This is a genomic window from Flavobacterium sp. HSC-32F16 (assembly GCF_024171645.1).
In the GTDB taxonomy this organism is placed as follows: Bacteria; Bacteroidota; Bacteroidia; order Flavobacteriales; family Flavobacteriaceae; genus Flavobacterium.
Genome location: NZ_JALKAC010000002.1, coordinates 822,749 through 846,247, shown reverse-complemented (window position 1 = coordinate 846,247; position 23,499 = coordinate 822,749). Strand labels below are relative to the sequence as shown.

The 23,499-nt window shown below is 33.8% G+C and carries 18 protein-coding genes; 7 read left to right on the top strand and 11 right to left on the bottom strand.

What is annotated here, in order from left to right; all coding sequences use genetic code 11:
* The first annotated feature begins 18 nt into the window (after window positions 1-18).
* Complete coding sequence (locus L1276_RS10290) at window positions 19-555, top strand: ClbS/DfsB family four-helix bundle protein (protein WP_305881995.1); 537 nt, start codon at window positions 19-21, stop codon at window positions 553-555.
* A gap of 6 nt (window positions 556-561) precedes the next feature.
* Here the strand turns inward: L1276_RS10290 and L1276_RS10285 are convergent, their stop codons facing one another.
* The 3 genes from L1276_RS10285 to rplU all read right to left on the bottom strand — a co-directional run bounded on the left by L1276_RS10285 (window position 562) and on the right by rplU (window position 2,690).
* Window positions 562-1,851 carry a hypothetical protein gene (locus L1276_RS10285; RefSeq protein ID WP_253787440.1) on the bottom strand — a complete coding sequence of 430 codons (1,290 nt, stop codon included), beginning with the start codon at window positions 1,849-1,851 and terminating at the stop codon, window positions 562-564.
* A 116-nt stretch (window positions 1,852-1,967) separates the two neighbouring features.
* Window positions 1,968-2,228 (bottom strand): 50S ribosomal protein L27, encoded by a 261-nt coding sequence (gene rpmA / locus L1276_RS10280; protein ID WP_012023622.1) that lies wholly within the window; start codon window positions 2,226-2,228, stop codon window positions 1,968-1,970.
* Window positions 2,229-2,252: 24 nt separating this feature from the next.
* Window positions 2,253-2,690 (bottom strand): 50S ribosomal protein L21, encoded by a 438-nt coding sequence (gene rplU / locus L1276_RS10275; protein WP_068844917.1) that lies wholly within the window; start codon window positions 2,688-2,690, stop codon window positions 2,253-2,255.
* A gap of 271 nt (window positions 2,691-2,961) precedes the next feature.
* Here rplU and L1276_RS10270 point away from each other — a divergent pair, with 271 nt between their 5' ends.
* Window positions 2,962-4,284, top strand: coding sequence for a pitrilysin family protein (locus L1276_RS10270; protein ID WP_253787438.1), 1,323 nt, complete (start codon window positions 2,962-2,964; stop codon window positions 4,282-4,284).
* 12 nt (window positions 4,285-4,296) lie between these two features.
* Window positions 4,297-6,345 carry a pitrilysin family protein gene (locus tag L1276_RS10265; protein ID WP_253787436.1) on the top strand — a complete coding sequence of 683 codons (2,049 nt, stop codon included), beginning with the start codon at window positions 4,297-4,299 and terminating at the stop codon, window positions 6,343-6,345.
* 227 nt (window positions 6,346-6,572) lie between these two features.
* On the opposite strand, the gene L1276_RS10260 is transcribed toward L1276_RS10265, so the two are convergent.
* The gene (locus L1276_RS10260) at window positions 6,573-7,439 is read right to left on the bottom strand and encodes a DMT family transporter (protein WP_253787435.1); all 867 of its coding nucleotides are present in this window, start codon (window positions 7,437-7,439) and stop codon (window positions 6,573-6,575) included.
* A gap of 101 nt (window positions 7,440-7,540) precedes the next feature.
* Here L1276_RS10260 and L1276_RS10255 point away from each other — a divergent pair, with 101 nt between their 5' ends.
* Window positions 7,541-7,918, top strand: coding sequence for a heavy-metal-associated domain-containing protein (locus tag L1276_RS10255; RefSeq protein WP_253787433.1), 378 nt, complete (start codon window positions 7,541-7,543; stop codon window positions 7,916-7,918).
* 65 nt (window positions 7,919-7,983) lie between these two features.
* Here L1276_RS10255 and gldD read toward each other — a convergent pair whose 3' ends face one another.
* The 3 genes from gldD to L1276_RS10240 are packed head-to-tail and all read right to left on the bottom strand — an operon-like array spanning window position 7,984 to window position 10,304.
* Entirely contained in the window at window positions 7,984-8,544 is a 561-nt protein-coding gene (gene gldD, locus L1276_RS10250) for a gliding motility lipoprotein GldD (protein ID WP_253787431.1), read from the bottom strand.
* The gene (locus tag L1276_RS10245) at window positions 8,545-9,840 is read right to left on the bottom strand and encodes a gliding motility-associated protein GldE (protein WP_253787429.1); all 1,296 of its coding nucleotides are present in this window, start codon (window positions 9,838-9,840) and stop codon (window positions 8,545-8,547) included.
* A 23-nt stretch (window positions 9,841-9,863) separates the two neighbouring features.
* Window positions 9,864-10,304 carry a single-stranded DNA-binding protein gene (locus tag L1276_RS10240; RefSeq protein WP_253787854.1) on the bottom strand — a complete coding sequence of 147 codons (441 nt, stop codon included), beginning with the start codon at window positions 10,302-10,304 and terminating at the stop codon, window positions 9,864-9,866.
* Window positions 10,305-10,509: 205 nt separating this feature from the next.
* On the opposite strand from L1276_RS10240, the gene L1276_RS10235 reads away from it, so the two are divergent.
* Window positions 10,510-10,800, top strand: coding sequence for a hypothetical protein (locus tag L1276_RS10235; protein ID WP_253787427.1), 291 nt, complete (start codon window positions 10,510-10,512; stop codon window positions 10,798-10,800).
* Window positions 10,801-10,808: 8 nt separating this feature from the next.
* Here the strand turns inward: L1276_RS10235 and mutY are convergent, their stop codons facing one another.
* Window positions 10,809-11,843, bottom strand: coding sequence for an A/G-specific adenine glycosylase (mutY, locus tag L1276_RS10230; protein WP_253787425.1), 1,035 nt, complete (start codon window positions 11,841-11,843; stop codon window positions 10,809-10,811).
* A gap of 140 nt (window positions 11,844-11,983) precedes the next feature.
* Between mutY and L1276_RS10225 the strand changes: the two genes are divergently transcribed.
* Entirely contained in the window at window positions 11,984-12,274 is a 291-nt protein-coding gene (locus L1276_RS10225) for an HU family DNA-binding protein (protein ID WP_007805026.1), read from the top strand.
* 388 nt (window positions 12,275-12,662) lie between these two features.
* Window positions 12,663-14,207, top strand: coding sequence for a ribonuclease E/G (locus tag L1276_RS10220; RefSeq protein ID WP_109191684.1), 1,545 nt, complete (start codon window positions 12,663-12,665; stop codon window positions 14,205-14,207).
* A gap of 235 nt (window positions 14,208-14,442) precedes the next feature.
* Here the strand turns inward: L1276_RS10220 and pbpC are convergent, their stop codons facing one another.
* The 3 genes from pbpC to L1276_RS10205 all read right to left on the bottom strand — a co-directional run bounded on the left by pbpC (window position 14,443) and on the right by L1276_RS10205 (window position 23,378).
* Window positions 14,443-16,818, bottom strand: a complete 2,376-nt coding sequence (gene pbpC, locus L1276_RS10215; RefSeq protein ID WP_253787423.1) for a penicillin-binding protein 1C — start codon at window positions 16,816-16,818, stop codon at window positions 14,443-14,445.
* A 151-nt stretch (window positions 16,819-16,969) separates the two neighbouring features.
* Window positions 16,970-17,560 (bottom strand): transposase, encoded by a 591-nt coding sequence (locus L1276_RS10210; RefSeq protein ID WP_253787421.1) that lies wholly within the window; start codon window positions 17,558-17,560, stop codon window positions 16,970-16,972.
* Between the two features lie 130 nt (window positions 17,561-17,690).
* On the bottom strand, window positions 17,691-23,378 hold the full coding sequence (locus tag L1276_RS10205; RefSeq protein ID WP_253787419.1) for an MG2 domain-containing protein: 5,688 nt from the start codon (window positions 23,376-23,378) through the stop codon (window positions 17,691-17,693).
* Window positions 23,379-23,499 lie beyond the last annotated feature (121 nt).

Here is a 23,499-nt window from a genome sequence, read left to right as displayed (position 1 = left end):
GGTTTTTTTTATATAAATTTGATAAAGTTACATTCTCAAATTATGGCTGTTCCTGCAAATAAAGAAGAATTGCAAAATGCAATTAAAACCAACTACAATAAGTTAAAAAAAGAATTATCAGGCATTCCTATTGAGCTTACTACAACTCCAAATTTAGAAGGACATACAAAAGATACACTAATGAGTATCAATAATCTTGTTTCTTATCTGGTTGGATGGGGAGAATTAGTACTAAAATGGAACACCAAGAAAGACAACCTCGAAAAAGTAGATTTTCCAGAAACAGGATACAAATGGAACGAACTTGGAAAATTGGCACAAAAATTCTACAAGGATTATGAAAAAGACAATTTCAATATCCTATGTCATAAATTAGACGATACCATTAGCCAAATTCTTTCTTTAATCGAACAAAAATCCAACACTGAACTATACGAAACACCCTGGTATGAGAAATGGACTTTAGGCAGAATGATACAATTTAATACCGCCTCTCCTTACAACAATGCCAGAGGACGTATTCGTAAATGGAAAAAAGAAAATAATATTCTATAATTCTAACTACGAAAAAAGAAATGTAGAAACATACAAAATTCCTTTACCTAAAAGCCATAACAAACCAGACAAACCCATCAGCTTCCAAGCCCAGGATTTTCCCCTTTTCCAATCAGAGAAAAACGAAATGATTTCCAGATATTTTATTATAATGAATAGACTGGCTGCTATTAATGAAAACCAGATAATTTCGTTTAAATGAATTGAATAACTATATAGAAAAACCAGTACGATAAAGAGAATAGTCAAAAATTGCAAGTAATAATAGTTTTTATAACTGTATCTAAAATTCATTTTTGAGGACATTATCAGTAAAGACAACAATAATAAACTTATTAACGCCGCTATTACATTATAAAAAATGGAATTCCATTGAAACACAAGTATAATAGTAACAACAATGGCGAGTACCGTGCATCCTGCAAGTGAATTTATACTTCTGGCTCTGTAATCACTTTTGCAAGGCAGTAAAATAGGATACAAGTATTTCTCTAAAGAACGCCAAAACGGCAGCGCATAAACTGCGGCAATTCCAAACACAACAATTTCATAGTTATAAAAAATAGCAGCAGGAATTTTGTACAATACATATACAAGCGCCAGTGTAACTATAATAGCCGGAAGACATATTGTTTTAACCGTTTCCCACGGATCTGATCCCCAGAAATTATTTTCTATTTCATAAACGTATTTTTTTACCCAATATTCTCTGGTAAAAACAGCTGTCGATTGACTCCACAGTAAAAATAAACCTAAATGAATAATTACTGTTCGAAGCACAAACTCTTCAATTTCACATCCGTAAAACACACAGGCCGCTCCAATTAAAAGCAATTCATAAGTCAATAAAACCGGAGAAAACAAAATCCTTAATAAAGGTGCCAGACGATTAATTAAAAACTGAAGCAGCAAACTCCAATATCTTTTAAATAAAGCTATAAGAGCACAAATAGCAATAAACGCAGACAAATAAAACATCCAATTGGTAAGCAATTGTGTTTTCATCCAAAATTGAACTGCAGAATTTTTTGGCGGAGAATAAATTACATGAGAGTTTACAAAAACCTGTTTCGCTAATTCATCTCTTACATCTTCAGTTAATTGAGGGAATTGATTTTTATTTTTGAGCCAAAATGGAGCGGTATCAAAACCATTCTTTTTTAAAACTTCAAACTCATATAAAATACTTTTTTGTTTATCGTTTAATAAACGTATTTGATTTGCAATACTGTCAGATACTGTTTTTCCGTACACACTAAAACAGGACAACAGTATAAATAATACTAATTTTTTCAACTTTTTTAATTTAAAGAGACAAACCTTACTTAGCAAATGTAAGTTTTAAAAAGTATAAAAATAAAAAAACCCGATCTTTTCAGAACGGGTTTTTTATAAAAAGTAAATCTTGATTATTATGCCTCGAAAGGAATAATAGATACATAAGATTTGTTATCTCTTTTCTTTTGGAACTTAACAACTCCAGCTACTCTTGCGTGTAGTGTATGATCTTTACTAATGTAAACATTTTCACCTGGATTGTGTTTTGAACCTCTTTGTCTAACGATGATGTTCCCAGCAATAGCAGCTTGACCACCATAAATCTTAACGCCTAAACGTTTTGATTCTGATTCTCTACCATTCTTCGAACTACCGACACCTTTCTTGTGAGCCATGACGTATGAGTTTAAATATTGTTATTATTCTTTAGTAGCTTCTTTTTTTGCTTTTGGAGCTGCTTTTTTCGCTTTTGGAGCTTCTACTTCTTCAGTAGCTGCATCTTCTGCTACAACCGCTTTTTTAGCTGCTGCTTTTTTAGTTCCTCCTGCTGCAGTAATACCTTCAATTACAATTTGAGTAAGATATTGTCTGTGACCATTTCTTTTTTTGTATCCTTTTCTTCTTTTCTTTTTGAAAACGATAACTTTATCTCCTTTTAAGTGTTGTAACACTTTAGCTTCTACAGAAGCACCTTCTATAGCTGGGGCGCCTAAAGTTACATTTCCATTATCATCTAATAAAAGAACTTTGTCAAAAGAAACTTTTGAACCTTCTTCATTAGCTAAACGGTGAACATAAACCTTTAAGTCTTTGCTTACTTTAAATTGTTGCCCTGCTATCTCTACGATTGCATACATACCAAATTGATTTATTGATTTTTAAGGTTGCAAATATACAACTAATAATTTACTGTGCAATCCCTTCTTCTAAAAATATTTATTTCCTTTTAAAGTCTGTTTTTCAAGCACTTTTATAACAAAACAAACGCTTAAATATATGTAAATTACTGTTAAATTAAAATCGGTTTCCGTGAAACTTAGAAAACCTCCATAAAAAAGTTTACTTTTGATGTAACTATAAACAAATCTTTACTACCAATCTTTATAGGTATAAAATTTATTAATCTTTATGAAAAATTCAATAATGATGTTAAGTGCTGCACTAATGCTTGGCGGAGTGGCTCATGCTCAAAAAGTAGCTTTTGAAGAATACAATTTAGACAACGGTATGCATGTCATTCTACATAACGATCCATCGGCTCCTGTAGTTATTACTTCTGTAATGTATCACGTAGGATCAAAAGACGAACGCCCGGACCGAACTGGTTTTGCGCATTTTTTTGAGCATTTATTATTTGAAGGAACACAAAATATCAAACGCGGCGAATGGATGAAAATCGTTACCGCAAATGGAGGCGTTAACAACGCTAATACATCTGACGACAGAACCTATTATTATGAAGTTTTTCCGTCTAACAATTTAGAACTGGGTTTATGGATGGAATCTGAAAGATTAATGCATCCTATTATTAATAAAATTGGAGTTGAAACGCAGAATGAAGTGGTAAAAGAAGAAAAAAGAATGCGTTACGACAATCAGCCTTACGGGAATATTCTGCCGGAGGTTAAAAAAAATATATTCAAAAACCATCCTTACCGCTGGACTACAATTGGATCGATGAAAGATTTAGATGCTGCGACTCTTGAAGAATTTCAGGCATTCAACAAAAAATTCTATACTCCTAATAATGCCGTTTTAGTTGTTGCAGGAGATTTCGACAAAACGAAAGCTAAAGAATGGATTCAAAAATATTTTGGACCAATTCCAAAAGGCGAAGAAGTAAAAAAACAAACTTTTACAGAAGAACCAATAACACAGACCATTAAAGCAACTTACGAAGACCCCAACATTCAGATCCCAATGATTGTGGCTTCATACAGAACGCCGTCTATGAAAACGAGAGACGCAAGGGTTTTAGATTTGATTTCCTCTTATTTAAGCGATGGAAAAAGTTCTAAATTGTACAAAAAGATTGTTGATGACAAAAAAATGGCACTTCAAATTGGCGCTGTAGGTTTTAGTCAGGAAGATTACGGAACCTATATATTGTATGGTTTACCAATGGCTCCAAATACTTCTGCCGATATTTTAAAAGAAATAGATGAAGAAATCGTAAAAATCCAAACCGATTTGATTTCTGAAAAAGATTACGAGAAATTACAAAACAAATTCGATAACAATTTTGTGAATGCAAATGCAAGCGTAGAAGGAATTGCAGAAAATCTGGCTTCTTATTATTTACTTTATGGAGATGTAAATTTAATCAATACCGAAATTGATATTTACCATTCTATTACCAGAGAAGAAATTAGAGAAGTGGCTAAGAAATATCTAAACCCAAATCAACGCTTAATTTTAGATTACATTCCGTCCCCAAAATCTCAGAACTAAGAATATCGAATCATGAAAAATATACATACTTTTTTAATCCTTTTATTCCTAACTGGAATTATGCAAGCACAAGATCGTCCACAACCAAAACCAGGAAACCCGCCGGTAGTAAACATAAAAAAACCTCAAACCTTTGTATTAGCAAACGGCATGAAGGTATTAATTGTTGAAAACCATAAACTGCCTCGCGTAAGCTTTAACCTTACACTAGACAACGCGCCTTTTACAGAAGGAAACAAAAAAGGTGTTGACGAATTAACGACCAGTTTAATTGGTAACGGAACGAAAAAAACTTCGAAAGAAGCTTTTAATGAAGAAATTGATTTTTACGGAGCCAATATAAACTTTTCATCACAAGGCGCTTACGCTAGTTCACTTTCTAAATATTCAGGACGCGTTTTAGAACTTTTAGCTGAAGGAGCTTTACAACCTAATTTCACTCAGGCTGAATTTGACAAAGAAAAAGCAAAATTACTGGAAGGCCTTAAAGCCGATGAAAAAAGCGTTCCTGCAATTGCAAATCGCGTGGTTGATGTTTTGGCTTTTGGAAGAAATCATCCTTCAGGAGAGTATCTTTCAGAAGAAACAGTAAAGAACGTAACACTTGAAGATGTTCAAAAAAACTATGCTACCTATTTTGTTCCGGAAAATGCCTATTTAGTTATTATTGGCGATGTTAAGTTTAAAGAAACTAAAACTGCTGTAGAAAAACTTTTCAGCGGATGGAAAAAGCAAGCTGCACCAAAAAATACCTATCCAAATCCGGAAAACACTTCTAATCTTCAAATTGATTTTGTTGATGTTCCAAATGCAGTTCAGTCAGAGATTTCTTTGGTAAATACTGTCAATTTAAGAATGAGCGATCCTGATTTTTTTCCTGCTGTAATTGCCAATCAAATTTTAGGAGGTGATTTCAACAGCTATTTAAATATGAATTTACGTGAGCAGCACGCCTGGACGTACGGCGCAAGTTCAAGCATTGGAAGCGGGAAATATGTAACTAAATTCAAAGCTTCGTCTGCCGTTAGAAACACAGTTACTGACAGCGCAGTAGTTCAGTTTATAAAAGAAATTAAAAGAGTCCGCACCGAAAGAGTTGATCCAGAAGTATTAAGAAACGTAAAAGCAGGATATATCGGCCGTTTTGTAATGCAGGTCGAAAAACCACAGGCTGTTGCTCGTTATGCTTTAAACATTGAAACAGAAAAACTTCCGGCAGATTTCTACGAAAAATACATTCAAACTATAAACAATGTAACTGCCGATGATATTTACCGTGTAGCAAACAAGTATTTTTTACTTGACAATATGCGAATTGTTATTGTTGGAAAAGGTTCTGATGTAATCTCAGGTCTGGAAAAACTTCAAATTCCGATTCATTATTTTGACAAATATGGAAATCCGGTTGAAAAACCTGCCGTTAAAAAAGAAGCTCCAACAAACATTACAGCAAAAACAGTTTTCGAAAATTACATTAATGCAATTGGAGGAATAAAAGCCGTAACAGCTGTAAAAACGCTTAATATGAGTGGCACAACAAAGGTACCGCAAGCTCCGGGTCCGTTAACTTTTACTTCAAAATTAGATTCTAAAGGCAAAATGATGGTTTCACTTTCTATGGGAACTATGGATTTAATGAAACAAGTTGTAAACGATAAAGGCGCATATATCGAACAACAAGGAAAACGCAAAAATCTTGAAGGTGACGATCTAAAAGAAATGAAAGCAAACGCCGCTCCTTTTGAAGAATTACAATTAGTAAAAAGAACAGATTTGAAAGTAAATGGCATTGAACCCATTAACGGAAGCGATGCTTATGCAATAAAAGACGGCAACACGACTCATTATTATGATGTAAAATCTGGATTGAAAGTCGCAAAATCAAAAGTTCGTGAACAAGACGGAAAATCTGTCAGCCAAATAACCAATTTCAACGATTACAGAGAAGTAAAAGGCGTAAAAGTTCCTTTTAATTTAATTCAAAATGTAGGTTTTGAGTTAGATATTAAAATGACCGATATTAAGATCAACGAAGGAGTTGCTGATGCAGATTTTCTTTAAGAGACACTAAGAGACTAATGCACTAAGCTGCTAAGTTTTTTTTCATAGGCTTTGTCAAAGTTTAAAACTTTGACAAAGCTTTTTTTATTAAAGCAAAGCATATCATTTCGGCCAAAGGGAGAAATCGCATTAGAAATTCTACAAAGATTGGCGACATTCTATACAGAGCTTCTTATGTGATTTACACTTTTGGCCGAAATGACAACTTTATCAATCTTAGGAAAAATTTATTTTTTAGCCGATAAATAAACCCCAATTAGAATAATAAAAGCACCAAAAAACTGAATTGAAGTAAGCATTTCATTATCTAACAATCCCCAGAAAAAAGCAACAATAGGAATTAAATACGTTACTGATGTTGCAAAAACCGGAGAAGAAATCTGAATCAACTTAAAAAACAAAACATTCGCAATTCCGGTTCCTAAAATTCCCAGAATCATGACGAACAAAATAGAATGCTGCGCTGCCTGAATATGTATTCTTTGAGAAAAATCGGTTGTACTCAAAATAATCAAAGCCGGAATAAGCAGTACAGCAAAATTTCCTGTTGTAATGCTTAACGAATTCAAATCGGATAAATATTTCTTTATCAAATTAACGTTTATTGCATAACTAAGTGTGGCAATAACAACCAAAATAACATAATAGTAATTCTGTCCCGGATGCGCAGATACACCGCTTAAAACCAACAATAAACAACCAGCCAAACCAACAAAAACTCCAATAACTTGTCGTTTTTGAAATTGAATTCCGAAAATAAGAATTCCTAAAATTAAAGTATTTAAAGGTGTAAGAGAATTTAAAATCGCTACAATTGAACTATCAACTTCGGTTTCGGCAATTGCAAAAAGAAAAGCCGGAATAAATGTTCCAAAGAAAGACGTTATGGCAACAAATTTCCATTGACGGCGCGAAATCTTTTTTAAGCTTTTAAAGCCAACAATCAACAAAAAAAGAGCTGCAAAAATGATTCGGAACGAACCAACCTGAATTGCAGTTAAACCAACTAATCCTCTTTTGATCAAAATAAAAGAACTGCCCCAAATTAAGGCTAAGACTAATAAGTAAGCCCACTTTAATTGTTTTGCATCCATAAAAACTATTTTACTGCAAATTTGTACTATTTTTATGAACTGACCTCTCGTTTTTTATTAATTTTGCAGGAAACACAATTACTCAATTAAAATCATATATAATGAAATTTACAAAGATCATAGCTTCATTAGCAATTGCGGGTTTAGTATTCGTAAGCTGTAAAAAAGAAGAAGATAAAAATCTGGCTAATATAAAACCTTTAGAAACAACTTCTAAAGAGCACAAAGCAATTGCTGCGGAAAATGCACAAACTGCAAGTTTCGAAATTGAAGGAATGACTTGCGCAATGGGATGTGCCAAAACTATAGAAAAAGAATTATCAAATCTTGACGGTGTTGAAAAAGCAGCGGTTGATTTTGACAAAAAAACAGCAACAATTACATTTGACAAAACGGTTCAAAACCAAGAATCTTTAACTAAAATTGTTCAGGAAACCGGAGACGGAAAAACATATAAAGTTTCGAATTTTAAATCTTAAGATTTAACTTTCAAAAAAAGAAAACGGCACTCAATTGAATGCCGTTTTCTTTTTTGTTTTTTTTCTTATTTCCACTTTAAAGTTTCCATTAATCGCTGCATATCATTTTTGATGTAACTCGCGGCCGGCATTACAGAATCAAAATTAGGTTTTGCATAAAAATATACAGATCCTGTTATAAAGTGTTTTATACTGTCTGTAACGTAAAATTGAGAGTTTGTAGCCGCATTTCCATCCACTTGATAAAACATTCCGTAGACTTTCTTTTCTGGGTTTAAATATGGCTGCTCCAGAATATCATCAGCCTTAATAACGTGTTCGTAAGTCAGCTTTTGAGCATCTTTTAAAAGTCTCTCAATATTGCCGTTTACAGGTTTATAAGTCAAATATATAGTCGCTTTCATCTTTGGATAGTTTATCGCAAATCCGCAGTCTTTTTCACCTTTAATAATAGCGTCTTCATTCATTTGAAAAGCAAACGGACAATTGTTTTCAAAATTGACATATTTTGCTTCCGGATAATCTAATCTAAGGAAACTGGCAGGTTTTGGCAGCACGTCGTCTTTACAGCTTACAACTGTTAATGCCAGCAAAATTGCCGTTACCGATAGTATTCTTTTAAACATTTATTCTATTGTTACTTTTATTTGTTTTACACGCTTTTTATCTACCGTTTCTATTGTAAAAAGACAGTTTTCAAAAGCTACTTTTTGATCTTTCTTAGGAAAATTACCCAAAATTTCCAGAATAAATCCCGCTAACGTTTCGGCTTCACCTTTACGCGATTCAAATAAATCCTCGTCAACATCAATGATTCTGTAGAAATCCTTAAGGTTGATTTTTCCTTCAAAAAGAAAATTCTTTTCATCGATTTGAGAGAAATTCAGATTCTCATCATCAAATTCATCACTTATATCCCCTACTATTTCCTCAATTACATCTTCTAAAGAAACTAATCCGGAAGTTCCGCCATACTCATCAACCACAATGGCTAAGTGACTTTTTAGGCTCTGAAAATCTTTGAGCAGATTATCGAGTTTTTTATTCTCAGGAACAAAAAAAGGTTCTCGCATTAAAGATGCCCAGTCAAAATCGTCTTTATCAATATGAGGCAGTAAATCCTTAACAAACAAAACGCCTTCAATCTGGTCAATATTATCACGATAAACCGGAATTCTAGAAAATCCTTTTTCGATTATTTTTGGACAAATGGCAGAAAATGATTCTGATATTTCCAACGCAAATATATCAATCCTTGGACTCATAACCTGCTTTGTATCTGTATTTCCAAAAGAAACTATTCCTTCTAATATTTTTTGCTCTTCTGTTGATGTTCCTTCAGAATCTGTTAGTTCTAAAGCCTGAGAAAGCTGATTTATAGAAAAATTATTCTTTTGTTTTCCTAATTTATTATGCAAATATAAAGTAACCCTGCGCATAGGCAAGCTTATTGGCGAGAGTAATTTATCTAAAATTGAAATGGAATAAACGAAGCGTTTGGCAAATTTTATATTGTTTCGGGTGGCATAAACTTTAGGAAGCACTTCTCCAAACAATAAAATTAAGAAAGTAACGAGGATTACTTCTAAAATAAATTTCAAAACCGGAGAATCAACGCTAGAAAAAATATTTCTCCCTATGAAGGAAAATAAAATAACAACTCCAATATTTAGAAAATTGTTGGCTACTAATAAAGTTGCTAAAAGTTTTTTGGGTCTGTCTAAAAGATTAGAAATGATTTTTCCTTTCGAGTCATTTTCCTGAAGAGTATCATCTATATCTTTTTGAGATAAAGAAAAAAGTGCAACTTCGGCACCTGAAACAATTGCCGAGAGAAACAGCAAAATAAATATTCCGACAAAACCAATTATTAAGTTGGTGTCTAAAGTTGTAGTAAAAAATAAACTGGGCTCCGGGTCCAAATTACATAAGATTAGTTAAACAATCAAAAAGGCAGGTCGTTTATTGGCAAGCCTTCATTGGGTGCATCAAAGTTAGTGTTTTTTGCGGATTCCTGATCTTGATTCGGTTTATGATTTGAAGTTTCTTTTTTGGTAGTCAGAAATGTAAACTCCGTTACCTGAATTTCGGTTGTATATTTTGTTGTACCGTCTTCGGCCTGCCATTGTCTGGATTTGATGCGTCCTTCAACATATATTTTATCTCCTTTAGAAAGGTATTTTTCGCAAATTTCTGCGGCCTTATTGCGCACAACGAGATTATGCCATTCTGTAGAGGTTATTTTTTCATTGGTCGTTTTATTAATATAAACTTCATTTGTAGCCAGTTGAAAGCGCCCAATGCAGTTCCCTCCATCAAAATAATGCATTTTTACATCATCACCCAAATGCCCGATAAGCATGACTTTATTTAATGTTCCATTCATAATTAATAGTGGTATTTCTACCAAAGATACATTTTTTTAGCAATTTATTTCCTGCTTTTCTATAAAATTATAAATCGCAATGGGGAAAAGGAAAAGTTTGAGGCTTATAATGTTTATGCCATTTTTTGATTTGTTCCAAAACTAAGTCGTAAAAGAGCAAATCCTATAAAAATCTTAGAAATCTCTACATAAATTATTTCAGAATTTGAAAAAAGAAATTAATTTTGGAAATAAAAACTTACAAGTAAATCAAAAAATAATGTTTAGAAAAAACAACTATAATGACTCTAATTATGACTACTATAATTCTAGAAAAGGCATAAGCACTCTGTCGAAAATAATATGTTTTTTTCTACCTATTATAGGTTTTCTAGTATATGCCAGCAAAAGAAATAAAGAACCCGAAGCAGCAAAATCAGCTGGCGAAATGGCTATCGCCGGATTCTTTTTTGGTATTTTTTTAAGATTATTTTGGTATGCTTACACGATACGGTAAAAATAAATTCAAATTCGTTCTATAAAATTATAAATCACAATAGGAAAAGGAAAAGTTTTTAAAGTTTTTAGATCAATTCCATTTTCAAGAACATCTGTAATTTTTATTCTCCAGAATTGAATATGAAGATGTTGATGCGAAAGCTTATGAATTATGGCTGCGTCGCTGCATTCTTCTATACTTAATATAGTATAATTTAAAAACAGATTGTTTTTTACAGTTTCAGAAATATAATCAAAATCTACAATTGCACTGGTTTCCAAAAGCGGAAATTCATATAAATTATGCCAGATTCCTTTTGCGGTTCTCTTTTGTATAACCGTATTTCCTAAAACATCGTCAAAAATAAAATAATTAAAAAACCGGTTTGTAACTTTTACTTTTTTTAATTTCACAGGAAGTGTGCTGACTTTCTTTTTCTGCAAAGCCAAACAGCCGTCATTAAAAATACAAATCGAACAGTTAGGGCTTTTAGGCACACATTGAAGCGCACCAAATTCCATTATTGCCTGATTAAAGACAGCAGGATTGTCTTTTGGCATTAATTCATAAGCCAATTTGGTAAATTCTTTTTTTGTGGCCGGCAGTGCAATATCAGATTCAATATCAAAATAACGAGAAAGTACTCGAAACACATTGCCGTCTACTACAGGCACCGCTTCATTATAAGAAAAAGAAGCAATGGCTGCTGCGGTATATTCCCCAACTCCTTTTAAATTTAAGAGCTCGTTATAAGAAGGAGGAAAACTTCCATTTAAATCATTTGCGACATATTTTGCTGTTAGGTGTAAATTTCGGGCACGGGAATAATATCCAAGTCCCTGCCAAAGTTTTAAAACCTGTTCTTCTGATGCATTTGCAAGATCAAAAACTGTAGGAAATTCCTCTGTAAAAGCAAAAAAGTAAGGCGTTCCTTGCACAACTCTTGTTTGTTGCAGCATAATTTCTGAGAGCCAAATATGGTACGGATTGGCCGTTTTTCGCCACGGAAGATCGCGTTTATTTTGTAAATACCATTTTATCAGCTTGTTATAAAAATCCATCGTCAAATCCTTAAAATGCAAAAGTAAATGTTTATGTAATTAAAATTTAACGAATTAGCTTGATTAATTATTTTTTTAATTCCTATATTTGCAAACTCAAAAAAATAGTACACCATTTATAAAATAAAATAGGAAAGAAAATGACGAAAGCAGATATCGTAGCGAAAATTTCAGAGAAATTAGGTCTTGAAAAAGGAGATGTTCAAGCAACAGTAGAAACTTTTATGGAAGAAGTTAAAACTTCTTTAGAAACAGGAGACAACGTATACCTAAGAGGTTTTGGTAGTTTTATTGTAAAAACCAGAGCTGAAAAAACAGGTAGAAATATCTCTAAAAACACTACAATTAAAATTCCAGCACACAACATCCCTGCTTTTAAACCAGCAAAAGTATTTGTAGAAGGAGTAAAAACTAACAACGAAGCAAAATAATATTAATTAACATAAAATCTGACACGATATGCCAAGTGGTAAAAAAAGAAAGAGACATAAGGTAGCTACTCACAAACGTAAAAAAAGAGCGAGAGCTAACCGCCACAAAAAGAAAAAGTAGTTTTAAACTACTTTTTTCTTTTTAAACGTTCATTGAAATTGAAAAAAGATGAAAAAGAAAAGAAAATAGAATATAGACCACAAAAAGTCTATTCTCTTTGCTCTATTCTCCACTAATCTTCTTTCCCCGGGTTCAATACCTGTTAAAATATTGTTTAATCCATCTGTAGATAAGATTTTAGATTTTAGATTCCAGATTTTAGATTTTTAAATCTATGCTCTTCTCTCTATACTCTATTTTCTGAAAAAACAGATAAAAATTTACAGTGTGAATAAAGAATTAATCATTAGATCTAGTTCTGAAGCCGTAGATTTTGCCTTATTAAAAGATGGAAAACTAATTGAATTACACAAAGAAGAAGAGAAAAGCAACTTTCAGGTTGGTGATATTTTTATTGCCAAAATCAGAAAACCAGTTGCCGGACTTAATGCTGCTTTTGTAAATGTAGGCTTCGAAAAAGATGCCTTTTTACATTATCATGATTTAGGTCCAAACTTAGCTTCTCAGCTGAAATTCATAAAACTTGTAAGCGCAGGTAAATTAAAAGATTTCTCCCTAAAAACCTTTCAGTTTGAAAAAGAGATTGACAAAGATGGCATCATTACTGATATTTTAAGTGCCAATCAATCTGTTTTAGTTCAAGTGGTTAAAGAACCTATATCAACCAAAGGCCCAAGAATAAGTGCTGAGCTTTCATTGGCTGGAAGATTTATTGTTCTAGTTCCTTTTTCTGACCGTGTTTCTATTTCTCAAAAAATAGAAGACAAAAAAGAAAAGGATCGTCTAAAAAAACTTGTTCTATCGATCAAACCTAAAGGATTTGGTGTTATTGTTCGCACAGTAGCCGAAGGCAAAAACGTAGCCGAATTAGAAAAAGATTTGCAGAACCTGCTTGGCAGATGGTCTGCAATGTGTAAAAAATTACCAACTGCTCATCATCCATCAAAAGTATTAGGAGAGCTTAACAGAGCTTCTTCGATATTAAGAGATGTATTTAATGATACCTTCAGCGGTATTCAAATAGATGACGAAGAGTTGTACCATCAAACGAAGGAATATCTGCAAGAAATTGCACCTTCAAAACAATCGATTGTTAAGTTTTATCAATCAAATGACACTCCAATTTTCGAGAAATACAATATAGAGAGACAAATCAAAACTTCTTTTGGCAGAACCGTTTCTATGAGTAAAGGGGCTTACCTTATCATCGAACATACTGAAGCTCTTCACGTTATAGACGTTAACAGCGGAAACCGTTCGAATAAAGCAACCAACCAGGAAGACACAGCCATGGAAGTAAATATGATTGCCGCAGCAGAAATCGCAAGACAACTTCGTCTGAGAGATATGGGCGGAATTATAGTAGTTGATTTTATCGATATGTCTAATCCTGAAAACAGGAAAGTTTTGTTCGACTTCTTGCGAGAAGAAATGAGCGACGATAAAGCAAAGCATAAAATATTACCGCCAAGTAAATTTGGACTTGTTCAGATTACCAGACAGCGAGTAAGACCAGAAGTTAACATAAAAACCAGAGAAGAAGATCCAAATAAAGTTAATGGTGAAATTGAAGCACCAATATTAATAATTGACAAGATCACATCTGACTTAGAAAGACTTTTAAAAACCCACAATAAGGTTGTGCTTAACACACACCCGTTTGTGGCTGCATACCTCAGCAAAGGTTTTCCATCATTACGTTCAAAATGGTTTTTTGAACATAAGAAATGGGTGAAAATCATACCTCGTGACGCTTACACGTACTTAGAATACCATTTCTACGACAAAAAAGGAAATGTTATTTCAGAATAAAAAACAAACAACCGCCTTTCGTGAGACTGGCGGTTTTTTTGTGCTTTTTTTTCGCCACGAATTACACGAATTTGCACGAATTAATTTGTGTCAATTGGTGTAATTCGTGGCGGAAATTTATGTTCAAAAACTATATTTAAAAAGTAATTTGAATACTAATGTCACCCTGAGCGAAGTCGAAGTTCACTCCAATTGGTACGTGGGCTTCGACTTCGCTCAGCCTGACAATCGGTTATTATTCCCTCACAATTTCAATTCTGCGTCTTATTTCATTTCCTGATTCATCTACAACAGTAATATAATGTATTCCTGTAGTTGGTGTTATGGGCAGCTCATGAAAGGTCTTTGTAGTGGCTTTGTACACATCATCCACATACCAAAACAATTCTTTATCTCTTTCTGAATAGGCTACTTTTAAAATTACGGGCTGTACTTTACTGTTAAAATCTTTAGTCAAATAGATTTTACTGTTTGCTTTTGGATAAATAAAATCCATTGTAATCGTTTGTGTTCCCTCACATCCTTCCTTAAATGGCGGTAAAGGCAGATATTCAATATGCTGGCTTTTATAATACCACGCCATAACAGGAGGCAGAACAAACCAGTTTTTAGTTACAATATTTTCGACACTTTCGCAGCTGCTGTTTACCTGGAATTGTTCTGTTTTATCTAAATGAATCGTTTTATGATATGGGCAGACTTTTGTTGATTTCCCTTTTTTAGAAACCCATTGTTTAATTTTTGGGCAATTGTCTTTTGCCAAATAACCACTTAATCGACAAATTTCAACTTCGGCTAAATCATTATACGGCGTTTCAAACCATCTTTGTCTGGGCAGCAAATTAAAAATATCGAATAAGATTGGTGCAGCGCTCGTAACTCCGGTTAAAGTTGGTCTTCCTTCTCCAGTTGCATTTCCAACCCAAATTCCTACCACATATCTTGAATTTGTTCCAATGGCCCATGCATCTCGATTCCCGAAACTTGTTCCTGTTTTCCAAGCAATTTTCAACGAACTGTCATAAAACTTCCAGGCTTCGTCCCCTTCCGGCCTGTTCACTTCTTCCATTGCGTTATACGTTAACCAAATTGATCCAGCGCCCAGAATATTCTTCTGATTGGTTTCTGATCCAAAATCGGGCTTAAAATCATTTTTATAATTCAGATCTGTAAACTCATTCGTTCTGTATTGACTTTTATTTTTAGTATAATAATTTAATGTTGAAGATAAATTAGCATACGTTCTGCATAAATCCCATAGATTACTTTCGGCACCACCCAGAATAAGTGATAAACCATAGTGGTCTGGAGTTTTATTAATATTTTTCAATTTGAATTTTTGAAGTTCTTCGTAAAATTTATTTACCGTAAATTCCTGAAGCATTAAAACTGCGGGAATATTTAGCGAACGCGACAATGCACGATGTGCCGGAACAGCACCGTCAAATGTCAAATTGAAGTTTTGAGGCGTGTATCCTGAAATCTGTGTTGGAACATCGGCTACTAAAGTATTAGGTAATAATTCTCCGTCATCGAGCATGGCGCCGTACAAAAGTGGTTTTAAAATACTGCCGGTACTTCTTGGCGCATCAATAATATCAACATCTTTTTGATGATCTTTGTCTGTTGGAGAATTTCCAACATAACTCATTACATTTCTGTTTTGAACATCAATTACCAATATAGCCAGATTATGAACTTCATTCTGTTTGTATTGATTGTAATAATATCTTGCAATTTGATTTACTCTGTTTTGTAACGCATAATCAATCGTGGTTTTTACCCGTGTTCCTTCTTCACTTTTCGCTACTCTCTGCAATAAATGAGGTGCAATTTGAGGCAGATCATACGGTTTTTGAGGTAACGGTTCTTCTACAGACAGTTCATACGTCTGCTTGTCAATTATGCCTTCCTGATGCAGTTTTAATAAAAGTCGGTTTCGTTTGTTTAATAATTTTATCTGATTTTTTCCAGGATAAATCAAACTTGGTGCATTTGGCAAAACGGCTAAAACAGCATTTTCTGCCCAAGATAATTGATTGGACTGCACACCAAAATAACGCCATGAGGCCATTTCCAATCCTACAACATTTCCTCCAAATGGCGCATGCGCTGCATACATTTCGAGAATCTCATCTTTGGAATATCCTAACTCTAATCTAGTTGCGAGAATTATTTCAATCAGTTTTTCAAAATAGGTTCTGTTTTTTCCTTTTCGGGATAACCGAATAACTTGTTGTGTCAGGGTACTTCCTCCTCTAACTACTTTTCCTGCTTTTCTGTTTTGCTTGAAAGCATTTACCATTGCTCCCGGATTAAATCCCGGATGCTTATAAAAATATTCGTCTTCAAAATTAACGATGCACTTCTTGAATTTATCAGGAACACTGTCTTGTGCAGGGAAACGCCATTGTCCGTCACGGGCAATTTTAGCGCCGAGTAACTCTCCTTCTTTACTTTCAATTACGGTTGAATACGGTTCTTTGAATAAAGTTCGGGGTATCGAAAAATAGTAAATCAGCAAGAGCACAAATGCAATTGCTGATTTTATTTTGTTTCTCTTTATCCAGTTTATGATGCGTTGAAAAAACGCTTTTAATTTATTTTTCAAGATTACATTTTTGTTTCATATCCTAACATGTTTCCAAAACCTTTTAGGTATTACTTATTCATTTCTAAAAGGAAAAATAAAAATTTCTTCTCTATATCTATAAAACATCTAACATGTTTTGGAAACCTGTTAGGATAGTCGAATACAATTTTTATTGATCTAGTAAATTTACATCATTAAGCACTCCTTCATAAATTAGTCTTCTTTCGTCATGGCAAAATATAAAATTTTCTAAGTCGTTGAATAATTTTATAATAAAATCCCGATCAATATTACTAGGCTTGTTAGATAAATAGGAACGATATGATGAATGTCTATAAAGTTGAAAATCTTTACAAAATTTATGTTTGACGGGATTTAAATGAACATACAAGATTAATTGCTTCAAATACTCTTCATTTTCAATTCTATTTCTCTGTAAATGTTCCTGAAACAAGCTTCCTGTTCTATCGTAAGCCTTGTTTATGCTTTTAGAATAAGAGTTAAATAAATTAGAAAATGATAAATGGATTTTTTCTTTAAACTTCTCTGGAAGATCAATTTTATCTTTTATCCTTAGAACAATATGAAAATGATTTTTTAGCAAACAATAAGCATAGATATCTGCAATGGGTAAAATATATTTTTTAACCTTTCCTAAAAAGTAGTTGTAGTTTCTCTCCTCAATAAAAATATTCTCACTATTATTCCCTCGGTTATAAACATGATAATATTGTCCTGCCTCAAAAACGTCCTTCTCCACAATCTTATTCTTTTTAATATCCTAACAGGTTTCTAAAACCTGTTAGGTATGTTTTTCTTTTACTAAAAACTTAATGTAATACCTAACAGGTTTTGGAAACCTGTTAGGATACTTACATAAATTCATAAAACTACTTCACAACTTCAACCCAAAATCCTTTTGTTCTGGCTAAGAATGTATTATCATACATAGCATCACATTGTAATCCTGGTAAATAATAATTCCCTAAATACGATGCATTTAACAGAATTCTGAAAACTTTGGTTTCTCTGGCTTTCATTCCGAAATAGAAATTAGTTCTGTCGTCGCGAATGTCAATATAATCGGCAATGTTGTTTACTGCATCTCCGTAATCTGTGAAACGAGTATTTACAATTTCGAATCCTGAAGGCAGAATTTGTGATAACGCTACGTTTTGAACGCTTTCGCCTCTTTGGTTTTTAACTGTAACTTCAGCAATAAATTCTGTTCCCTGAGTAATTCTCGAAACATTTATTACGCCTCCTTTTCTGTTTTTGAAAACAATACTTGCCGAAACATCGCTTTGAACTGCATTTTCTTCTCCAATAGGCAGAATTCCAGAATTTAGAACACGAATATAAACCGTATTGTTTTTATTATTTTTCAACGTAATACTGTTTGTTCCGCTTGAAACAGACAAACTGCGATCAGCAATTGTTTTTGATGTGTTTATCGTTTCTCCTTTTCCATTTTTGTTAAACTGAATATTAATTCCTTTTGGACCGCTGCTAATCGCAAATTTCGACATTGAATACAAGCAGTAAGCTGTTGTCTGCGTACTCATCCATTGATTAGCCGACATTTCTTTAGCTAGTTTTGTCGCCATCGTGAATGCTTTCTGCGTTTGTCCTAAAAGCAGCATAGTTTCCAGAGCCATTGCTCTGTTTCTTTCGCTTGAGCCATAATAGTAATAACTATATCCGTCTGAATCACCATCAATACTTGTTTTCAGGAATAAACTTTGTCCCGCCGATTTTTGCCCTGCCAGCACATAAGCTGCTGCTAAACGAAGCATACTTTCATTCGAAATGCCTTTTGTTTCTCTAAGTCGGTTCATAGAAGATAAATCAGCATTTCCTGATAAAGCTAAAGTGTATAAACGATACGCTTGAGCTAAATCATTTCCATATTTCGGTTCAAAACGCCATTGTTTCGCTTCTTTCTGCTGATATGACAACCATTTTGATTTGAAATTAATTGGAAGTACATATCCTTTTTTCTCTGCTTCAATTAAAAAATGTCCCGCGTAAGAAGTTCCCCAATCGTCTGCAATTGCATTTCCCTGCCAGTAAGGCAATCCACCGTTTGATAATTGGAAATTTCCTAATCTGGCAATTCCGGCTGCTATATTTTTTTGAATAATATCTTTTCGTTTTACATCAATATCAGCAACATCGCTTAAGAATAATTGCGGGAAAACTGACGAAGTTGTCTGCTCTACACAACCATGCGGATACTGAATTAAAAATTGCATTCTTCCATTCAGATTCATTGACGGCATAGATGAAACTTCTAATCTTGCTTTATTGCTTCCGGCAATTCCAAATGTTTTCCATGAAAGTGTTTTAGTGCTGTTTGGTGTTAAAACTACATCAGTAAATGTACTCGTAACCGGATTTGGATTTGTCATATCAATTTCAACCTCATAAACTGATTTCTCACTTCCGGATGTTGCAATAACCTGAACTTTTGCAATTCCGGTTGCAGCACCTACAACTAAATTGAAATAGGCCATTTTTTCATCTGGTTGTGCAAAACTTAGTTTTTGAACGGCACTTCCCGCTACTTTTAATCCGTTACTTGTTTTTATCTGAACTGAAACATTTTTGATTTTGTTTTCTGTAGCAAAAACAGTCACAGGAATCGTTACTTTTTCTGATGGAGAAATTTTTCTAGGCAATGAAGCCAAAACCATTAACGGGCTCTTAACCTGAGTTGCTTTTTCTACACTTCCGTAGGCGCTTGTTGCAGCATCTCCGGCTACAACCATTGTTCTCACTGAACCTATATATTTTGGCAGCTTTAATTCATGTGATTTTGTTTCTCCTTTTCCTAATTTAAAAGGTCCGTAATATAAAACTACAGGTTTAAAACGGTTGGCTTTTTTAGCTTTTCCGCCGCCTAAATCCTGATCTCCTCCAATACTGAAAATCTGGTTTACTTTTCCGCCGTAAGCACCAATTACATCATCGTAAATATCCCAGGTTTTTACACCCAAAGCTTCACGAACATAGAAACTATCCCATGCATTTGGTGTTTTAAAACGGGTTAAATCCAGAAGTCCTTCATCAACAACGGCAATCGTATACGTCATTTCTTTACCTGTTTTTTCCCCTACTTTAACCGTAAATGGCTGTTCTGGTCTTAAAACATCCGGCATATTAATGGTTGGTGCCAAAATTGTGTTTTTGTCCACCACCTCAATAGGAACGATTCCATACATACGTATTGGCGAATCGTTTTTAGTTGTGGCATGAGGCTGTAATAATGTGATATTAAAATAAACGTTTGGTGCCATAGCTCCTGTAATAGGAACTTCGACTTTTGTTTCTCCTTTCTTAGTTTCAGCCCAAAGCGTCTGCACTACTCTCGATCCATTTTCAATTGAAATTAAAGCACGTCCGCCTTCACTTGAAGGGAAAGAAATTTGTGCTTTTTCTCCAACGGCATAATTCTTTTTATCTGTAGAAAAAACTAACATATTAGCTGTTGAGGCATCTCTGTTTCGTGTTTTTCCAGACCATATTGGCCAATCGATATTTACGGTTAAAGCAGTTGCGTGCCCTTCGTTTGTATCTTCAACGCGAATTAAATAACGCCCCCATTCTTCATCGGTTAAAGCAAATTGAAAACTTCCCCTTCCGTTAGAATCGGTATCAATTATAGTAGATTTATAAGCCGTTGTTGAGTTCGATGAATTATAATTCGATAAATTATCGCTTGAAGAATCCCACCACCATCTCCAGTCGACTTTATAAATTCTTACTTCAAGATTTCTAACTGCTCTTGGTCTTCCGTTTTCATCAACAGTAACTACTTCAAAACGATTATTAGCTCTGGTTTCAAGCATATTATACTTGTTCAATTCAGGCGATTTTATCCCTACATACGTTTTGTATGGCGAATAAGTTGTCGACATAACATCTGTACTAAAATCACCGCCTTCTTCGTACACTTTTGTGATGAATGAAGCACGCAGCATTCCTGGAGCCTGACCTTGTAATCTTGGCTGAATATTGACAGAAGCTTTTCCGTTTTCATTTAATTTTCCAGAGAAAATATTGATTTCTTCTGTGCTGAATTTACGAACGATATCATCAAAACTAAATTTCTCATACCCTTTGAATGTAGTCGTTTGCTGCGAAAATTTAGCCTGCATTTCTACATTCAGATTTTTCGCGATAGCACCGTGAAGCCATGTTACTTCTAGGTTGTCTGTATTTGGATAAGAAGCTGAAAGTGTTTTTCTGCTAAACGTGTTCTTGATTTTTAAACGATTGGGTTTAATCGTTTCTATTTTAATGCTTTTATAGAATTTAGCTCCGCCCACACTTACCATTGCTTCCCAATTTCCTGTTGGAGCATCCTGATTTGTTGGTACTGTAAAGGCATAATGATTTAAATCATTAGTTTTTTGAACGGTTTGATAAACTGTTTTTCCATTTGGATCGTTTAATCTGAATTTTATTGGATGTGATTTTGGAAGTTTATTTGCAGCATCATTCAATATGAAAGACAAATACAAATTATCACCAGGACGCCAAACGCCTCTTTCTCCATAAATAAAACCTTTCAGTCCTTTTTGCAAAGTCTCGCCGGCAACATCAAAATTACTTACTGATAACGAAAGCCCATCATCCAATTTCACATAAGTCGACTGGTCTCCCAAGGTAACAATAGCAAAATAAGCGAATTTGTCCAGTTGGAAAGAAGCAATCCCTTCACTGCTTGTTGCTTCAGATCCTATTTTTTGTTGTTGGAAATTGTATAAATCAACTCTTGCGTTTGAGATTGGCTCTGTCGTAACTATATTATTTACAGCAAATAAATACGATTTATTTTCTCCTCTTTTTGCAATAACTCCTAAATCTGAAGCTAAAATATTGGTTGCTATCTTGGCATTATAATAATACGAACCACTGCAAGGATCCTGACTTTCTCTCCAGTCATAATCATCATAGTAATAATCGTCATAAGAGTTGCCGCTGTAGTTTACATCATTTTCATCTACTTCTTCTTCCTCAGCTTCATCGTCATTTCCTTCTGATGTTTCACATTTATAAAGCGAATATTTCTTTTTGTATTCAAACTCTACTCTGTAGATCGCTCCCGGTTCCGGCTTGATAATTTTAGATAAATCTAAAGCATACGTATTCCATTTTGTGAGATTTACGAGCGTACTTTCTTTTAAATTAAGCGTCGTTTTTGCAATTGGCTGTGCTACTTTCTTAAGATTCTGCGCTCCGTTTAATTCATTGTATTGAAGAAACTGAAGAATATTATTTTTGTAAATTTTATATACTTTTACATCAACTGCGCTTAAATTTACGGCTTCGAAATTTAGTTTTAAATTATTCGAACTTGGTAAAATAGTTCCGTTTTTAACAAAACGAACATTTGGCTTTATCTGATCAAATGATATTTTCTCAGAATAATTGGCTTCCATTTTTTTACCATACTGGCTTTCAATTCCCTCAAAAACTTCAAGTAATAATTCTCCTGTAATAACTTGTTCAGGCTCTTCGTCTGGCACTACCTCTACAATATCTTCAACTGCTGTTGCTGCTGAATCGACAACAACTGCTGCTGAGTCTACGGCAACGGCAGCAGAATCTACTGTTGCATAAACTGGTTCTTCTTCTACAACAACCGGAACTGCTTTTTCTTTTTTAGAAGCCGCCTGATTAGTAAAATACACTTTCAATAAATTTCCTTGTGTAGAAAATTTCAAATTATTGGTATTTTGAATCGAAACCAATCCCGCGAAATCCTGACCTTTTTCTAATGGTTCAGAAAAATTAATTAAAACCTGCTGATTATTCCCGTCCGCAACTTCAACTCTTACAATTTTAAATTCGTTTATACTTGTTACAGGAAAATCGATTTGTCCTTTCTGGTCAATATCAAAATCATTTCCATCGTATAAAATCTCAACATTTGTGGCTTCAGAATGACGCTGAATGCTGTCGATAATAAAACGGAATTCCTTAGAAGGCCCGGATACTTTCTCAAATTTAATTTTAAGATCATTTCCTTCTTGCTTGGCTTCAACCAATTTTTGAGCGGTTTCAATATCAATATTATCTGCTGTTTTTAAAACGCAGTTTAAATATTGATATTCTTTGCTGTATGATTGAATATCACCTGTATTTATGGTAAAATCCTGTTTAACCGTTTTTACTGTGAAGTTAAATTTAGAAAGCGTCTCTTCTTTCTCTTTTGGTATTGCAGTCAGTTTATCCAGGTTTAAAGTAACCTGATATTCTGTTCCCGGTTTTAATTTTTTTTCTGGAATAAAAGCTAATGTATTGGTCGAAAGCGCAACGACTTTCCCGCTTACACTTGGCGAAATATCAAACAAATCATCGTCTAATTCCTGATTTGGTTTCCAATCGTTTTTATCGAAAGCCAAAACCACACGAATATCAGAATCCGAAGAAACGATTCCGCCCGTAAAACTGGTAATGTAGTCTTTAAATAACGAAAAATCCGAATTGAAATCGGCGGCCGATTTTCTACCGCAGGATTGAAAAATAAAAAACACAAAAAATACGAGAGACAGGCCTTTTGCTTTCACTTTTATTTAGAGTTAAATGGTTAACAATTTGAGAATTTAATACAATTTACCGTTAAAAGTTTTAACAGCAAAATACAAATTAAATCACGATAAAAGTAAAATATTTTTTGATTGTTTTAAG